The sequence below is a fragment of the Candidatus Bathyanammoxibius amoris genome (assembly GCA_024451685.1).
Taxonomy (GTDB): domain Bacteria; phylum Planctomycetota; class Brocadiia; order Brocadiales; family Bathyanammoxibiaceae; genus Bathyanammoxibius; species Bathyanammoxibius amoris.
The window spans coordinates 92286-109194 of sequence record JAMXCW010000005.1; the positions used below are offsets into that span (position 1 = coordinate 92286).

The 16909-nt window shown below is 50.6% G+C and carries 18 protein-coding genes; 1 reads left to right on the forward strand and 17 read right to left on the reverse strand.

Annotated features, from left to right (window positions below; genetic code table 11):
* The 15 genes from NOU37_04615 to NOU37_04685 all read right to left on the reverse strand — a co-directional run bounded on the left by NOU37_04615 (position 1) and on the right by NOU37_04685 (position 13146).
* On the reverse strand, positions 1-765 hold the full coding sequence (locus tag NOU37_04615; GenBank protein ID MCQ4574509.1) for a type III pantothenate kinase: 765 nt from the start codon (positions 763-765) through the stop codon (positions 1-3).
* 9 nt (positions 766-774) lie between these two features.
* The gene (obgE, locus tag NOU37_04620) at positions 775-1863 is read right to left on the reverse strand and encodes a GTPase ObgE (protein ID MCQ4574510.1); all 1089 of its coding nucleotides are present in this window, start codon (positions 1861-1863) and stop codon (positions 775-777) included.
* Between the two features lie 24 nt (positions 1864-1887).
* On the reverse strand, positions 1888-2130 hold the full coding sequence (gene rpmA / locus NOU37_04625) for a 50S ribosomal protein L27 (protein MCQ4574511.1): 243 nt from the start codon (positions 2128-2130) through the stop codon (positions 1888-1890).
* 20 nt (positions 2131-2150) lie between these two features.
* Positions 2151-2465 carry a 50S ribosomal protein L21 gene (gene rplU, locus NOU37_04630; protein ID MCQ4574512.1) on the reverse strand — a complete coding sequence of 105 codons (315 nt, stop codon included), beginning with the start codon at positions 2463-2465 and terminating at the stop codon, positions 2151-2153.
* Between the two features lie 14 nt (positions 2466-2479).
* A complete protein-coding gene (locus NOU37_04635) occupies positions 2480-4000 on the reverse strand; it encodes an Rne/Rng family ribonuclease (protein ID MCQ4574513.1) in 1521 nt (506 codons plus the stop codon).
* Positions 4001-4003: 3 nt separating this feature from the next.
* Entirely contained in the window at positions 4004-4693 is a 690-nt protein-coding gene (locus NOU37_04640; protein MCQ4574514.1) for a TIGR03936 family radical SAM-associated protein, read from the reverse strand.
* 35 nt (positions 4694-4728) lie between these two features.
* Positions 4729-6744, reverse strand: coding sequence for a phosphoenolpyruvate--protein phosphotransferase (ptsP, locus tag NOU37_04645; protein MCQ4574515.1), 2016 nt, complete (start codon positions 6742-6744; stop codon positions 4729-4731).
* Positions 6745-6774: 30 nt separating this feature from the next.
* Positions 6775-7257 (reverse strand): PTS sugar transporter subunit IIA, encoded by a 483-nt coding sequence (locus tag NOU37_04650; GenBank protein ID MCQ4574516.1) that lies wholly within the window; start codon positions 7255-7257, stop codon positions 6775-6777.
* 102 nt (positions 7258-7359) lie between these two features.
* Entirely contained in the window at positions 7360-7698 is a 339-nt protein-coding gene (raiA, locus tag NOU37_04655) for a ribosome-associated translation inhibitor RaiA (protein MCQ4574517.1), read from the reverse strand.
* 83 nt (positions 7699-7781) lie between these two features.
* Positions 7782-8534, reverse strand: coding sequence for a ComF family protein (locus NOU37_04660; GenBank protein ID MCQ4574518.1), 753 nt, complete (start codon positions 8532-8534; stop codon positions 7782-7784).
* Positions 8535-8695: 161 nt separating this feature from the next.
* Positions 8696-8842, reverse strand: coding sequence for a hypothetical protein (locus NOU37_04665; GenBank protein MCQ4574519.1), 147 nt, complete (start codon positions 8840-8842; stop codon positions 8696-8698).
* 32 nt (positions 8843-8874) lie between these two features.
* Positions 8875-9699 carry a carbon-nitrogen hydrolase family protein gene (locus NOU37_04670; protein ID MCQ4574520.1) on the reverse strand — a complete coding sequence of 275 codons (825 nt, stop codon included), beginning with the start codon at positions 9697-9699 and terminating at the stop codon, positions 8875-8877.
* Between the two features lies 1 nt (position 9700).
* Positions 9701-10765 carry an LptF/LptG family permease gene (locus tag NOU37_04675; GenBank protein ID MCQ4574521.1) on the reverse strand — a complete coding sequence of 355 codons (1065 nt, stop codon included), beginning with the start codon at positions 10763-10765 and terminating at the stop codon, positions 9701-9703.
* A 1-nt stretch (position 10766) separates the two neighbouring features.
* The gene (folK, locus tag NOU37_04680; protein MCQ4574522.1) at positions 10767-11282 is read right to left on the reverse strand and encodes a 2-amino-4-hydroxy-6-hydroxymethyldihydropteridine diphosphokinase; all 516 of its coding nucleotides are present in this window, start codon (positions 11280-11282) and stop codon (positions 10767-10769) included.
* 4 nt (positions 11283-11286) lie between these two features.
* Complete coding sequence (locus NOU37_04685; protein ID MCQ4574523.1) at positions 11287-13146, reverse strand: TIGR03960 family B12-binding radical SAM protein; 1860 nt, start codon at positions 13144-13146, stop codon at positions 11287-11289.
* 230 nt (positions 13147-13376) lie between these two features.
* Between NOU37_04685 and NOU37_04690 the strand changes: the two genes are divergently transcribed.
* Positions 13377-13808 carry a protease inhibitor I42 family protein gene (locus NOU37_04690; GenBank protein ID MCQ4574524.1) on the forward strand — a complete coding sequence of 144 codons (432 nt, stop codon included), beginning with the start codon at positions 13377-13379 and terminating at the stop codon, positions 13806-13808.
* A 325-nt stretch (positions 13809-14133) separates the two neighbouring features.
* On the opposite strand, the gene hutH is transcribed toward NOU37_04690, so the two are convergent.
* Together hutH and NOU37_04700 are read right to left on the reverse strand one after the other, a co-directional pair.
* The gene (gene hutH, locus NOU37_04695) at positions 14134-15663 is read right to left on the reverse strand and encodes a histidine ammonia-lyase (GenBank protein MCQ4574525.1); all 1530 of its coding nucleotides are present in this window, start codon (positions 15661-15663) and stop codon (positions 14134-14136) included.
* A 439-nt stretch (positions 15664-16102) separates the two neighbouring features.
* Positions 16103-16834: a hypothetical protein gene (locus NOU37_04700; GenBank protein MCQ4574526.1), complete on the reverse strand. Its 732-nt coding sequence runs from the start codon at positions 16832-16834 to the stop codon at positions 16103-16105.
* Between the last annotated feature and the right edge of the window lie 75 nt (positions 16835-16909).

The following is a 16909-nucleotide window of genomic DNA, read 5'->3' on the forward strand; positions in this document are numbered from 1 at the left end:
TCAGATTTCTTTGCTGCTGAGATGTTGAGTGTAGGCAACCAGAAGCCCCTCCAGTGTAAGGTGAGGAACGACCCCGGTTATTGTTGGTATTTCAGTTGCAAGGAGTTTTGCGTCTCCACCGGTTGCCAGGACGACAGGATCATCGCCCAGTTCCTCCAGCAGGTTTTTCACAATTTTCTCTATCGCTCCTACCATACCCCAGTAAATGCCGGAATTAACCGCCTCGTCCGTGTCTTTACCCAGGGTCTGCCGTGGTCTCTGTACCACAGATACCCGGGGCAGGAGGGCGGTCTGTGTATGCAAGGCTTCCGTGAGGGGTGCGAGCCCCGGTGTTATTACCCCGCCCAGAAATTCACCTTTTTTTGATATGGCGTCTATGGTTATGGCGGTTCCTGCGTCCACCACGATGGTTGAGGTGCCGGTCCTTTTGAAGGCGGCCATGGCATTAAGCAGCCTGTCCACCCCTGTTTTTTCTGGTTTCTTTGTCAGAACTGGTATGTTTAGGGGGACGTCTGCAGGGACCCTGAGAGGCGCTCTCTTCCACATGGAGGTCTTTAACCAGTTGCAAAAGGCGTCTTCCGCCTCAGGATTAACTGAGGCTAATATGCAGCCGGAGGCATTCTGCAGGATTGAGGGGTCTACAGAGAGACCCTTCAGGGGAGTGTCGGTGACGCTCGAGGTGAAGTGATTGACCAGGCGCCCGTTCTCGAGGTCAAACAGGCCCAGATGGACGTGTGTATTGCCAATGTCTACGGCGACTAGCATGGATGATTATTATGTGGTTGCGGTTTCCTGAGACCGTGTTTCACAGGGTAATGTCTTGAGTGTCTCGGCTATTACGTTAAGAAGGGTTTTAAGGTTGCTTCCTGTCTTGGAGGAAATGGTGTAGACAGGTTGTGATAGGGCCTTCTCCATCGATTTGGCCGTTTTCTCACGGTGGGCCTTATCTACAAGGTCTATTTTGTTGAGGACAATTATTTCCCCTTTTCTCGCGAGTTCAGGGTTGTGGTGCTTGAGCTCTTTTCTTATGGTACGATAGGCTTCAGCGGGGTCCGTGTCGTCCCTGGGGGCTATGTCAATCAGGTGTATCAGCAGCCTTGTACGTTCTACGTGGCGAAGGAACTTGTCTCCGAGGCCTACGCCGGTGTGGGCACCCTGGATGAGCCCGGGCAGGTCTGCCACCACTATCCTCCGGTATTCACCTATCTCTACAATGCCCAGATGGGGATAGAGTGTTGTAAACGGATATTCGGCGACCTTCGGGTGTGCCTTGGATATGCGGGAAAGCAGGGTAGATTTCCCTGCGTTGGGCATACCTATAATGCCGACGTCGGCGACAAGCTTTAGTTCCAGTTTGAGCCAGCGTTCCTGGCCTTTTTTGCCACTTTCGGCCGTGCGCGGCGTCCTGTTGGTTGAGGTGGCAAAGAATTTGTTCCCTTTACCGCCCCCGCCTCCCCTGGCGATGCGCACAGACTGCCCCGGTTCAGTTAGGTCTTTTAGCACCAGGCCGCTGTCTCTGTCCCTGACAACCGTGCCTACAGGGAGCGCGATAATCAGGTCTTTCCCCGAGCGGCCGTGCCTGTTTGCGCCCTCTCCGTGGCGGCCGTTCTCTGCAACGTATTTTACCCTGGAGGTAATGTCCATGAGTGTGTCTATTGCTTCGTTCGTATGGAGTATTACGTCGCCGCCTTTCCCTCCGTGCCCGCCATCGGGGCCGCCTTTCGGCACGAACTTCTCCCGCCTGAAACTCACGCAGCCGTGGCCGCCATCGCCTCCCGCGACATAGATTATAGCTTCATCTATAAACATCTTGAGGTGGTAGAAAAAAGGGGAGCAGTGTGTGTGCTCCCCTAGTGTGTACAAAAGGTTTCTATAACCGGGTTGTGGTTATGAGTTATAAATACTCACTCGTCTGCGGGATTCAAAACGCACGGTCCCGGTTATTTTGGCGAATAGGGTGTCATCGCGGCCGCGGCCCACATTAAAGCCGGGATGGAACTTGGTGCCGCACTGCCTGACTATTATGGAGCCTGCCTTGACAAGTTCTCCCCCATAGTGTTTTACTCCCCGGTACTGGGGGTTGCTGTCGCGTCCGTTTCTGCTGGAACCCTGTCCCTTTTTATGTGCCATTATTCTTACCTCTATTTATATTATACGATAATTTCTTTTATTTTCACCTGTGTAAAGCGCTGTCTGTGGCCCGCCTTTCTCCTGTAATCTTTTCTTCGTTTGAATTTGAAGACGTCTATCTTGTCTCCTTTCTTTGGGCCTTGAACCTCGCCCACCACCTTCGCTCCCTTGACAAGTGGTGTCCCGATCTTGCCATTGTCGTCCCCACCGATGGCCACTACTTCGTTAAACTCTATCTTGCTGTCCTTTTTCAGCCCTTCCGCCGAATCAATGAGGATGGTTTCTCCCAGCGTTACCTTATACTGTCTGCCTCTATCCTTTATTATTGCATACACCTGTTCACTCCTCCTCACAAGGTCGTAGGGTTGCCGTCAGAACCATAGTATTTCATTCGTATGTCGCCCATCCTCCATCCGTCTTCGGCAACACCTCTGATTGTTATCGTCTTGTTATAGTGGTCTTCAAGTTCGGATATCTGTTTTCTCTTCTGGTTCTGCAGGAACTGTACTACCGGGGTGTTTGTCACCACCTCGATGCTCTTAATTCCTTCGTTGTCAAGGACGGACCTTATGTTTCTCATTATTTTGAGGCTGAGGCTTTCTACGGTTTTTGTGAGCCCCGTTCCCCTGCACTCCGGGCACGGGTCGTGCAGTACGTCTCTCAGGCTGTGCTTAATCCGTTGCCTTGTGAGTTCTATGATGCCAAACCTTGACGTCTTAAGCATTTTTGTGCGCGCCCTGTCCTTCTTCAGGGCGTCGGCAAAGGCCCTTTCCACCGAACGCCTGTGGCCCTCCTGCTGCATATCAATAAAATCTATTATAATGACTCCTCCCAGGTCGCGCAAACGAATTTGTCGTGCGATCTCGCCCGTGGCCTCCATGTTGGTTTTAAAGGCGGTCTCTTCCGGGTCGGCTCCCTTTTTGAACCGTCCGCTGTTTACGTCTATTGCTACCAGGGCTTCTGTCTGCTCTATGACGAGGGACCCTCCTTGCTTCATGGGTATCTTTTTGTTGTTGATCCTTTCTATTTCTTCTTCGATGCGATGTTTGTGGAATATGGGCACCCTGGCCCTGTGCATTTTCACGATCTTTTCGTGTTTTGGCATGATCTGTTTCAAAAAATCTCTGGTCTTCCCATAAGTGTCGTGACTATCGACAATTATTTCTGTTATGTCAGGCGAGAAGATGTCTCTTATGGTCCTGATAACCAGGTCGCTTTCCTGGTAGATAAGTGACGGGACAAGACTGTTTGTAGTTCGTTCCTCTACCGCTTTCCACAGACGAAGCAGATAATTAAGGTCTTTGGAGAGATCTCTCTTGGTGTGACCCGTTCCAGCAGTACGAACGATTATGCCTATATTGGGGGGGGGCTTCAGCTCTTTTGCGACCTGTTTAAGCCGTGCGCGTTCCTCCTCATCTAGAATCTTTCTCGATACGCCATGTCTGGAGGTGTAGGGCATGAGGACCAGGTAGCGGCCCGGCAGGCTTATATAGGTGGTGAGGCTTGGCCCCTTTTCTCCGACACCTTCCCTGATTACTTGTACCAGAAGTTCCTGTCCCGGCTTGAGCAGGGACAGTATTCGCTTCTGTTCCCTCCTGTTGCGGGGCTTCTCCGTCTTTTCTTCCTTCTTCTCGCAAGCGGTGTCCAGTACCTCGCTTACATGAAGGAAACCGTTTCTTTTTAGCCCTATGTCTACAAAGGCAGCCTCCAGGCTGGGCTCTACGTTTGACACCCTGCCCATGTAGATGTTTCCCACGGCCTGTCCCTTGGACACACGTTCGATATAGAGTTCTTCGAGCGTATTGTTTTCCAAGATGGCTATGCGGCTTTCTTCGGGTTCTACCGCGTTTATCAGCATCCTTTTTCTCATCGTTTAGTTTGCTCCATTGGATGGAGAGAGATGGACTGCGCTTCTTATTATCCTCGGTGTACGGCCTGTATCCATTTCCAGTCCGAGGGCCTTAAGGACCTCATCAGGACGTGCCGTGCCATCCCCGGTAGGTCTTAGTTTCAGCAGGAGGGTACTGTTCTCCAGAGTGATGGATACTATTGAGGGGCGAAGATCAAAAAGCCTTTTTCCACCTTTCCTTTTCCTAAGAATTTGAATCTTTTTTTCAGCAAGTAACTGATTAATTTTTTTCCGTGTAAGTTCTTCAGGAAGGTCCCACTTGATTTGATAGACCAGTGCGTCTACTCGTGAAGGGCTTCCCGGGGTGATTGGCTCGGCCGAGATTATTCTGATACCAGGCGCAAGTTGTGCCTGAAGCTGCTCCTGCAATCTCTCCGGGGCAATCCACCGGGAAAGTTCGAGCTCTAGAATCTCATCAACAGCCTCTATTCCCAGGGCCAGGGCCGAGGGGAAAGACATCTTTGGCCGCGGGTTAAATCCCTGACTCATGCCGATGGGGATGTCGGCCCTCCTGATGGCCCTTTCAAACAGCCTCATCAGGTCGTGATGGGAGATGAACTTTAAGACCCCGGTCTTCTGGAATCTGAGTCTAACCCTTATGTGCTGGGTCCTTCCTACAATATTTTGTTCTTGCAACTTATAGAAACCTGCCATGGGCTACGTCTGGAAGGCCGGCATGAGGTTCTTACCTAGAAGGCCTCGGGGAGGATCTCTTTGGTAATTTCTCTCAGGTGGCGTACAGATTTCTCCGGGTCGGCAAATCTGGACACCTCTTCTGCCACTTCTCTAGCCCTTTCATAAGTAATGGTGCGTATAACCTTTTTTAGTGCGGGGATTATGGTAGGCGGGGCCACACTGAACTCTGTCAGACCCAGGCCTACTAAAAGCACCAGATATTCTAATTCGCTGCCCATCTCGCCACACATTGACACGGGAATGTTGTTGTCTTCGGCGACTTCGATGGTCATCGTGAGCAGCCTCAGGATGGCCGGATGCGCGGGGCAGTACATATTGGCCACTGTCTCATTATCCCGGTCTATGGCGAGAGAGTACTGGACGAGGTCGTTTGTGCCGATACTAAAGAAGTCCGCTTCCTTTGCCAGTACGTCCGCTATCAGAATAGACGCGGGCACCTCCATCATAACCCCCATAGGTATATTCTCGTCAAAAGGTAGTCCCCTTCTATCCAGTTCATCCATCGCCTCTTTTACCATTTTCTTTGCCCTCTGGAACTCTTGCAGGGAGGATATAAGGGGGAAGAGTATCTTTACGTTCTTCTTCAGGGCTGACGCCCTGAGAATCGCCATTAGTTGGGTGTTAAATATATTCGGGTGCTCAAAGCAATAACGTATGGAACGACACCCCAGGAACGGGTTTGCTTCCCTGTAGTTGTTGCCATTAAAAAATTTATCGGCCCCCAGGTCTACCGTCCTTACGACGATAGGACTCGTCTCAAGCTGCTCCACGGATTCAATGTAGGCCTTGAGGTGGTGTTCTTCATTAGGGGTCTTGCCTGCTTCAAGGAAGAGGTATTCAGTCCTGTAGAGTCCGACACCGCTGGCTCCATAGCGTTGAAAGGTCTTAATTTCCCTGGGGAAATCGATGTTTGCCAGAATGGCAATTTTTCTGCCGTCCGGAGTCTCGGCGGGCTGGTCCTGCAATTCTTGGATAAGCTTGGTCGCAAATACGTGTATCGTCTTTTCCTTCTCTTGATACTCGTTTATCGTGGTTTCGTCGGGTCTTATTATTACCTCGCCTTTATTTCCGTCGATAATGACCGTATCACCCGGATAGATCTCCGTGGTGATACTGCCCAGGCCTACCACACCGGGTATACCTAAGGCGCGGGCGAGTAAGGCCGTATGAGAGGTCCTGCCGCCGACTTCGGTGGCAAAACCCTTTATCTTTTCCAGGTCTAGAGACGCCGCCTCTGAAGGTCTTAGGTCGTGGGTGACGAGTACTACCTCTTCAGAGAGGTTCTTTAATTCTTCGCGTTTTTCACCCATCAGGTTGCTCAACAATCTGTTTTCTATGTCGATTATGTCACCAACACGTTCCTTAATGTACTGGTTGTCAGTGCTGTTGAATTTCCTCACGTAGTCTTTCAAGACCATGGAGACCGCAAACTCGGCAGTGACCCAGAAATTGTCAATCTTGGAGATAAATTCTTTCTTAAGATGTTCATCCCGCAGTATCGTTCTGTGGGCCTCAAGCACGGCTGCTATTTCGTGCCCCAGTCTTGCCGCGACCTGGTCCTTAAGCTCTTGCATCTGCTTTGCCGCAGCTACGATGGCCTTCTCAAGCCTTTCTTTCTCATGGGACACCTGTCCCTCTGGAACAAAATTCCTCTTTACCCAGTAGCCTGTACCTTCCAGGACAAATGCCTTTTTTATTACCACACCCTGTACCAGAGGTATGCCTTTTTTGACGACCATGGTTTGTTCGTTAAAGTTACCGCTGACCAGGTTGGAAAGGGCATCAAGTGCATGGACTGCGTCTTTGCCGTCTGCGATGATACGTATATCAGTGCCCCGCTCGGCGCCAAGGGTCAAGAGTTCTATCACGCTCTTGCCGTTGACCTCTTTGTCCTTGGCTTTCACCTTTATTTCGGCAGAGTATGAGTTCGCTATTTCTGCAAAGCGGGTGGCCGGACGGGCGTGCAGGCCGTCCGCGTTTAGTATGCGATATTGACGATTTATGATCATACGTGTTGATGGGGAAATGGTTTTGCGGACTTAGGTCAAGCTTCTGGTGGGGTGACTGTCTACCTCTTTGAGTATTTCTATCATTTCTTCTTTGTCTGAAGCCGTGGTCATAAAGCGTCTGAAATCGCTGTCCCTTATCAGTGTGGCGATTCTTTCGAGGGCTTGCAGGTGTGCGCCAGCGGTTTCGTTGGGGGACAAAAGAAGAAAGACAAGGTGTACAGGCTCTCCATCCAGGGCATCAAAATCCAGCCCTTCTTCAGAACGCGCAACCGTTACCACCAGCCTGGAGATACACCTGTGTTTCGTGTGAGGTACTGCTACTCCACCACCTATTCCGGTACTGCCTAACTGCTCCCTTTTCATAAGGGCAGTTAAGACACCATCCACTTCTTTGGTAGGAATCTTGTGAGACCGAGTAAGGGCTTCAACCATTTCCGCTATAGCATTTTTTTTGTCTCTGAGCTTTAATTCATATATTACTGCTTCCTCGACAAGGAAGTCTGTCAGCTTCATCAGGTTCTCCAAAAAGAAATAGCCTCAATACCGGACAGGGTTTCAGTATGTCCGAATAACGTCAGAATGTCTTTTCAGGGTGTGTTCTTTTACCGGCATTTATCATGATGGGCCTTCCTTTGGGCCGGTCCATGAGGGTCCCTTCTTTGACCTCTTTTGGTAAAGTTTCTCTTTATGCCGGGTTAGCTGCCTTTCCAATTTGTCAGTAGCCCTGTCTATGGCTGCGTATATATCGTGGTCGGTAACCTCTGCTATGAGTATCGAGCCCTTGGCAGCAGAGACGATCATCTCTGCACGGTGCCTCTCATTCTCAACGTCCAGATTTACCTGTATCTGAACAAGCCGGTTATAGTACTTTTCTAACTTCCTGGCCTTCTTCTCTGCATAACTCTTTATGGCATCGGTTATGCTCAGATGCCTTCCAGAGACTATTATATTCAACAGGTGAATCCCTCTAGTATCATTTGTGTTGAACTAATTCTAAACGCTAATTTTACTTCTTAACGCGGGGTTAGTCAAGGATATTAAACTCCGGCTGCCATTCGCCTGGATTTCGCAACTGTGAGGACGTAAACCCTTCCCACGCCAGCCTCTTTGAGGACCCTGGCGCACTCTGACGCGGTAAGACCGGAGGTAAGGACGTCGTCCACAAGAAGTACGTCTTTTCCTTTGAACACAGGAGGCCTTTTTACCATAAAGGCGCCACGGACGTTCTCCTGGCGGCAATAATACGGCAGGTTGGTCTGCGAGGGGGTGTTCAGGGTCCTTTTTAGTTCCCCGGTACAGACTTCTATGTCAAGGGACCTCCCAACGTTTCTTCCCAGGAGTTCTGCCTGGTTAAAACCGCGTAACGACTTCTTTTTCCTGTGCAGGGGCACAGCTACCACCATGTTTAAGCCGATCGAGCCCAGACCGGCCTCTTCCACGCATTGTACGAGTATTTCCGCCAGGGGCCTTGCCAGAAACTCGTGCCTGCCATATTTGAACTGATGTATCAGTTCTCTTATGGCGCCCTCATAATAGGTAGCGGAGAAGGCGCCGTTGAACCTCAAGCGGTGGGACCTGCATTCAGTACATCCGTCCTGAGACACGAGGGTATAATCACCGAGCCCCATACCGCACCTTGGACAACGTGTGCCGGTGATATAATTTATTCCTTCCCTGCAGCTCCTGCAGAGGTACCTGGCACCCTCATTGTGAAGACTCTTCCGGCAGCCAAAGCAATGTACCGGATATATGAGGTTGACGATAGCTGCTAGGTGTTGTCTGAGTGCCATAGGGCCTCATACTAAGACACTAAGAACTGTACGATATTACAACACGTGTCGTATACATCGACAGCTAGATTAGTGTCATAGAAAAACTCAATAGTAATTGTCCCGCACAAGGGTTTTGTACCCACGAGTGTAAGTTCAGTTCGTATAGCATAATAGGTGTGTCAGGAAAAAAAAGAACGTCTCAGCACGCCGAAATTGCTCACTTCTCTCGTTATGGCACTGTAGTTGCTCTTTTCTACTACCAGTTCTGTTACCTGCCATACAGAACTACAGGCAGTTTTTCCCAGACAGGCCAGATAGATAGGCACTATCTGGCCTCCCTCCCTCTCAAATTAATAATTTATGTAGCGGAAGCGGTTTTCTCTCTTTTCATCGGCAAATTTTTCCTCACTTCCTCCAGGATGCCCGGGTCCAGTACCGAATGTATGAGGCACACCTTGTCCGGTGCCTGAGCGAGTACGGTGCCCCAGGGGTCTATTATCATACTGTGTCCATAGGTGGCGATGTTGTGGGGGCTCGTTCCAAGGCGATTTGGGGCTACCACAAAGGCCTGATTCTCTATGGCCCTTGCCCTGAGAAGCACCTCCCAGTGGTCCTTGCCTGTATGGGCGGAAAATGCGGAGGGTATGAGTATGAGTTCTGCCCCCTTGCCATGCAGGGCGGTGAATGTTTCCGGAAAGCGCAGGTCGTAGCAGATGGCCAGGCCCACTACCCAGCCGTCCACGTTTACGGTTATAATCTCACTGCCCGGAAGTATCTTTTCCGACTCCTTGTAGCGTACTTTTCCTGGAATATCGATATCATAGAGGTGTATCTTTCTGTAAATTCCGATGATGTCTCCGCCGGGACCGATCATTACGGAGGCATTAAAGCCTTTGCCTTTTGCAGCAGCAGCCTCAAGGATACTGCCGCACAGGAGGTAGAGCTTGTTACGGCGTGCACTTTGGGCGAGTGCATTTATGGTAGGGCCCGGAACGGGTTCCGCCTGTTTCACCATTTCCCCCATGGTGCCGTAATAGTTGAACATCTCCGGCAGCACCACCAGTCCGGCCCCGAGTGTCTTTGCCTCGTCGATCAGCTCCAACGCCTTTGCTATGTTTTGCTCCTTGTCGTCCTGAGACGAGAGTTGGACGGCGGCGACCCGCAGCAGGCGTTTCTTTTTCACGCTATATCTTCGCCCAGTCTAATAAGATGAGCGCTACTACGGCAAATATAGTTACAGGCAGCCAACCTGCGAGAATAGGATTGAGAGTCCCCGTGACGCCCAGGTTTGTGCAGAATAAGTTAACCACAAAGAAGCTGCATATTACGACAATTAGCGCGCCTACACTGAGGAAGAAGTTTTTCTTCAACCTGTCAAAGCCTATTATAAACGGGATGCCCAGCAGTAGCAGCACTGGGGCGACAAAGGGATAAGCGAGTCTTGTTTGAAGGTATACCGGATAACGCGGGTTCTCAGGGTTTTTTTTGGAAAGGGCTCGCAGCTGAAAAATGCTCAGAAGGTTTGTGTCCCTCTCCTCTTCTCTCATGTTTTTGGGAGCAATCTCTGTTTCTAAGAAGTATTCTTTCTTTGCTTCCGTTGGGGGTATCCACTTACCGCCTTCGTAGTTGTTCACTATGAGGCCAGTAAGGTACCACGTGTTATTACCGATCCACTTACCCTCTTTGACACTAATTGTTTGTCGCCTGTCGTCACCCAGGGTTTTTAGTATAAAGACGGAATACATGGTCTCCTCTATAATGTCGTACTTTGCCACTCGTACGAGGAGCCGGTTGCTCTTGTCCACTACCATAAGGTTTTTAAGCTCGCTTTCGTCGAAGGTTATGGTCCTGAAACGTTCCAGCCGGTCTGCAAATGCGGGTACGAAGAACTCCTGGTCTCCCATGAATATCACAGACAGAATGCCGACGGTAATAAACAGAGGGAGTAGGATTCTGTACATGCTCAAACCGGCGACCTGCATCGCCATCAGCTCGTTTTGTTTGTTCATCTTCACCAGGACGAAACCAACCGCTATCAGCACTATTGCGGGAAATAACCTGATAATCATCATTGGCAGCAGCAGGCTGTAGTAGTTTAACGCCATGGAGAACGCCTGGTCCTCCAGGGCCAGGAGGTCGTCCATTTTCTGGAAGATGTCTACAATCAGGAATATGCCCAGCAGGATGAACGCTATAAGGCACAGCGCCGGGAGAAAGCTGCGTATGAGATATTTGTCGAGTTTAGTCATTCTAACGGGCCTTCTGGCCGGGTGTCTTGTCTTCCGTTCGCGTATCCTTCATGGTCTCCATGAGTTCTGCGGCGGTTCGCTTTAAGACCGGATGTAAGGACGCAGGCGAAATGTCAGCCAAGGGTTCAATGACAAAACGTCTAAGATGCATCATCGGATGAGGTATCTTCAGGTCTTTGTCTTCGATTATGCAATTATCGTAAAGTAGGATGTCAATGTCAATGGTGCGAGGAGCCCAGCGGCCTTCATTATTGCCCGAACCGGTTTTACGGCCCAGTTCCTTCTCTATTTTCCGGGTCACTCTCAGAAGTTCTTGAGGTGAAAGGCTGGTCTCGATGCACACGGCGGCGTTAATGAAGCGTGGTTGAGGGGGTCCACCCTGGGGCTCTGTCTCATAGTACGGGGATTCTTTCAGGACGGATATGTCGGGGTGTGCTCCCAGCTTTTTTATGCCGTCTTCCAACGTCTTTATTCTCTTTCCGAGGTTTGCTCCCAGACCCAGGTAGACTACGGCCATAGCTCTATGCCACCTCCAGGAAACTGTGTGAGCGGGGGCAGGCCCCGCAGTCGGGGCAATCGTCGGTAAAACAGTCCTCAGTGAGACTTCCCCGTGTGGACCTTGACTTCTCCAACGTCAGGAATTCATTCGTGACGCCGGTGCTTATGTGGCTCCAGGGAAGGATTTCTTCGATGCCTCTTTTACGGGTGAGATAGAATTCCATGTCCAGTCCTGCGTCTTCAAATGCGCTCTGCCACCTCTGGATGTCAAAGTGGTCTTCCCAGGCGTCGAACTTGCACCCCAGCTCCCAGGCCCTGTGGATGACCTTGCCTAATCTTCTGTCGCCCCTTGCCATTATCCCTTCGACCACGCTGCGTTCGGGGTTGTTAAATTTCAGCCTTATGCGGCGGTGTCTTATCCTGTCCCTCAGTCTCTCCTTTATGTTCCTGATTCTTTCAAGCGACACCATGGGTTCCCACTGGAACGGTGTATGGGCCTTCGGCACAAGGGGCGCGATGGTCAGATTGACGTTGGCGGGAGAGCCGTCCACCTCTTTCTTTATGTTTGACACTTTGTATGCCAGTTCTGCTATGGCGTCAACGTCTTCATCCTTTTCCCCCGGGAATCCCACCATGAAATAGAGCTTCACCATCCGCCACCCAAGCTCGTAGGCCCTCCTGACGCCGTTGTAGAGGTCGTCGTTCTTTATGTTTTTGTTGATCATCCGTTTCATCTCGGGCGTGGCGGCCTCGGGGGCAAGGGTAAGACTGGACTTGCGTACCGAGTTCAGGAACGGGGGTATGCGTTCCAGCATGTCTGAAACCCGGAGAGACGGGAGGGATATGTTCACCTTTCTTGAGTCGAATCTTCTCTGTAATTCTGAGAGGAGTTCTTCCAGCCACGGGTAGTCACTTATTGATAACGCCGCAAGTGATATTTCGTCCTGTCCGGTGTTCATGTAGCAGCTTTCAGCCTGGCTTACAAGTGTTTTTACCGTCCGAACCCGGGTGGGACGTTTTATCATACCGGCCTGGCAGAAGCGGCAGCCCTGGGTACAGCCCCTCATTACCTCCAGCGTAACCCTGTCGTGGACCGTTTTTATAAAGGGTACTATGGGATTCTCGGGGAAATAGGCCTTGTTCAGGTCGTCCACGGTGGCGCTGCGTATCGTTGCGGGTACCCAGGTCTCCGCAGGCTTTATTTCTTTTATCGTGCCGTCCGGAAGGTAGCTGACTTTGTAAAGACACGGTGCGTAGAGGCCCTGCTCGCCCTTTACCAGGGCGTGGATTGTTTCCCTTCTTGTCAGTGCCGGTATGAGACCTGAACCATTAATTTCCTTCAGCCGCGTCGCGAGGCGGGTGATTGTATCTTCGCCGTCTCCCAGCAGGAATATGTCTATAAAATCCGCAACGGGCTCAGGGGACATAGCGCCGGGGCCTCCGGCAATTACGATTGGGTCTTTGTCCCCGCGGTCTTTGCTAAAAAGGGGTATGCCCGCAAGGTCCAGCATGTTGAGCACGTTTGTATAGGACATCTCATACTGAAGCGAGAATCCCACTACGTCGAAGTCCCTGACCGGTCTGAAATTCTCCAGACTGAACAGGGGGACGTTATGGGTCCTCATGAGTGACTCCATGTCCGGCCAGGGCGCGAACACCCGTTCACAGGCCACGTCGTCTATAGAGTTGAGGAGGCCGTAGAGGAGCTGCAGGCCGAGATGCGACATGCCTATTTCATAGGTGTCGGGAAAGGCCAGGGCAAATGAAAGACGGGTTTCCCCCGGGTCTTTTACGATAGAATTCCATTCACCACCGATATATCTTCCCGGCGTCTCGACGTGTGGTAAAAGCTTCTCGGTGACTACGGTTCTTAAATTATTCATAAAAGGATTTTAAATAATAGCTTTACTGTTTATTATATGGAGACCGCTGAAAATGTCAGTTGTTTTGTTTCACGTTTATGCTACATTTTACCCGAAAACTTCTTTTTAAGAAGAGCAGTTTTTCCGCCCGGTGTCAAGTATTTGGTTTTTAGTGCGGGCCTGCGCGGGCCGTTTTCCTTACAACATCTGCCGGAAGCTTAGAATGAGGCTTAAAATAGAGGTACGATAATATGAGACCCCTGCATTTAATTGCGTCCGTAATAATCATCATTCCTTTGCTTACCTCAACTATAGCGTGTACCGGAGAGGCGAAAAAATCTGAGGGAGTGCCCGCTCCTTCAGAGACGCTTATCACACAGGCGGACGGAGGAAAGACCTTTAAGGTACGCAAAGGCGGCGAAATTACCATACGCCTCAAGGGCAACCGCACCACTGGCTATTCATGGGCGGTTGAAGAGGCGGACAAGAACGTGCTGGAACTCATAAAAGACGTTTACACCCCGGATCAACCCGTAATACCCGGCAGCGGCGGTGTGCGGACACTGACATTTAAGGCAGTGTCGGTGGACACCGTTCCCGTGCGGTTAAAATACTGGCGCCCCTGGGAGGGAAATTCCTCGGCCGTCAAGCGCTTCGGAGTCACCATCCAGGTAAGCGAATGATGGATTTGCCTGTTTGCGGGTTTTTGTCATTGCGAGGGGTGTAGCCCCGAAGCAATCTCACGTGCGTTCGAGAGATTGCTTCACTTCGCTCGCAATGACATGATGTAGTCCGGTGCTTCCAGACCCACTCTGCGGCACCCTCCATGTCGAGCAAGCTCGACCGCTACATAGTAGATTGTAGCGGCAGAGTTTACTCTACTTAAGACTGTCGCAGCAGAATTTATCCACCTCTTGCGGGCCTTCAGGTCTGTCCGATTGCGGACAGGTTTAAAAACCTGTCCCTACGGCAGACATTTGGGTAGGCACGAGGGCCTGCCCCTACAACTTAATTCAATCTCCCTGTCTTTTCCTCCACCGCCGCTACTATTGTACCGCTGTGGAGGAGACCGTAGACGGTCTCTATATCGTTGGACAGTATCCTGTCCACCTCCATGTGTGTGACGTGCTCCCTGATGAGGTTATATGCGGCGAGGGTGCCGCCTCCGGGCCTCAGGTTGGTGAACAGGTCGAGTGCCTGGGCCGCGCAGAGCAGTTCTATGGCTATGACGTATTCCGCGTTCTTTAGGACATCCCGGCACTTCCGGGCGGCGATGGTGCCCATGCTGACGTGGTCTTCCTTGTTGGCGGACGTGGGGATAGAATCCACGGTGGCCGGGTGCGAGAGGACCTTGTTCTCTGACACAAGTGCTGCGGCGGTGTACTGGGCCAGCATCAGGCCTGAGTTAAGGCCGGGATTTTTGGTAAGAAAGGCGGGCAGCCCGCTGAGCTGCGGGTTGACCAGCCGCTCTGTCCTGCGCTCTGATATATTGCCCAGTTCGGCGAGGCCTATAGTGAGGAAATCCATCGCAAGGCCAACAGGCTGGCCGTGGAAGTTGCCGCCGTTGAGTATCTCGCCCGTTTCATGGAATACCATAGGATTGTCTGTGGCCGAATTCATCTCCGTTTCGATTGTCTCTCTGGCATAGCTGAGTGCGTCTTTGGATGCCCCGTGGACCTGCGGGCTGCACCGTATCGTATAGGCGCTCTGCACCCGTTCAAAGTCCTTGTGTGATGTGGTGATGGCACTTCCGGCGGTTATCTTCCGGAGGTTCTCGGCGGATTGTGACTGGCCGGGATGGGGTCTCGCAAGATGGATTTTGGGGTTTAGTTCCATGTTTGAACCGCTGAGCACCTCAAGGGTCATAGCGGCCGCTATATCGGCGGCTTTCGCCAGATTACTGGAACCGTAGACGGCCAGCGCACCCAAGGCTGTCATCACCTGAGTGCCGTTAATGAGGGCAAGTCCTTCGCCTTCCTGAAGTTGCAATTTCGATATACCGGCCTTCCTCATGGCCTCCGCGCCGGACACACGTTCGTTATTGTAGACGGCTTCACCCTCGCCAATCATTACCAGCCCCATATGGGCCAGCGGCGCGAGGTCGCCGCTTGCGCCAACGGAACCCTTCTCCGGGATGACGGGGAGAACGCCCTTATTGGCCATCTCCACGAGTGTATTGACGGTGCCCGGCCGTATCCCGCTAAAGCCCTTGGCGAGGCTGTTTACGCGAAGGGCCATGATGGCCCGTGTCGTCTCCCGGTCAAACGGACGTCCCACGCCGGCGGAATGGCTCAGCAGGATATTTCGCTGTAAATCCTTTGTCTGGTCCTTGGATAGTATAACGCCCGCGAGGGCCCCGAACCCGGTTGTGACGCCGTAGACGGTCTTTTTATCCCTGAGCGCGTCCGTAATTACACTCCTTGCCTTCCCCATTTCATCAGCGGCGGATGGCGCCAGGGATATTTTTGTCTCATGTTTCGCAATATCCGCCAGCTCCGCGATGGTCAGGTGGTTACCGTCTAAGTTTATCTCGTTCATTACCATATTGTCTGTAGCGGCAGAGTTTACTCTGCGGCTGTTGCAGTGCCAAAGTTTACTCTGCTGGTATCGCTATGTAGGGGCAGGTCCCCGTGTCTGCCCAGAGAATAAAGGGTAATCATCCGTCTCAGTCGGACCAAAGTCGAGCAAGCTCGACCGCTACAAAATAAATTTGTTTTATTAACGACCGTAAAGGTTATTATCTACGTCTACCGGAAGCATCCCAGCATTATTGGTAGACAACTAGGTTTTACCTCGTTGCTTTGGGTGCCGCATGGTCATGCCGCGTTCAATCGCGGACAGGGACGAGCCCTGTCCCTACAAAAACAATTAACAATTTTGCGTAGGGACAGCTCGTGCCTGAGGCAGACCTACCTCTGGCGGGCTTTATGGTTGTCCGCAAACTCCGCAAACTTATCAGTTCTGGTAAATTAGAGTTTCAAGAGTTAGTTGCCTCGTAATCATTTATTTCTTGTCTTATTCGTTCAAACTGTTTTTTTAAATAAACAGGTATATGGTTTTCCAATCTATCGTAAGCATTACCAGAAAAGAGCCAAAACCTTTCGTAATGTTCAACGTTTGCTTTTAAAAATCCATCCAATCGTTCTTTGGGTGTGGGGTATCCCCACTCTTCTACTTGTAAAGTACACCAGTTTGCTAAATCGTCTATATGCAAAAGTGGGCCTATCGGGGATACAAAATATTTAATAGGCAGATTATTCTGTTTAGCGGAAGCATTGGCTTGTTCTATAGCATCTTTTAAATTTTGACGTGCTTCGCCTACTGATGGGTGTTCCCGTGGGAGTTTAAAAACAAAAGAACTATTCTTCTTAAGCTCTCTATATATTTTGTCAATTTGTTTTTTCCCCTTTATAGCCGCGGGCAGTAATCTGCCTCTTTCTATAGGTGTATCAAAAGCTTTAAGACATTTAAGTAACGCATTTAATATATTCTCTATCCTCTTTATATATTCTTGTTTTGTTATATTAAGCTGTGTCTTTTGAGACTTCTTTTCAATTTCTTCAGATTCTTTATATGCCTTTAAAACTACAACAAATATGGTGATTGGTATAATGCCCCATGTGAAAACCCATAGATGTTCAAATATGAAAGTTAAAATATTAATAAAATCGGTAGAATAGTTTGCTACGTACATCTGTGCAAATTGCATTATTCTATCTTTTAAAAGGTCTAAAATGAGCACTGGCACATAGTAAAGGCCATATCGCCATCTCTTGAGGAGCTG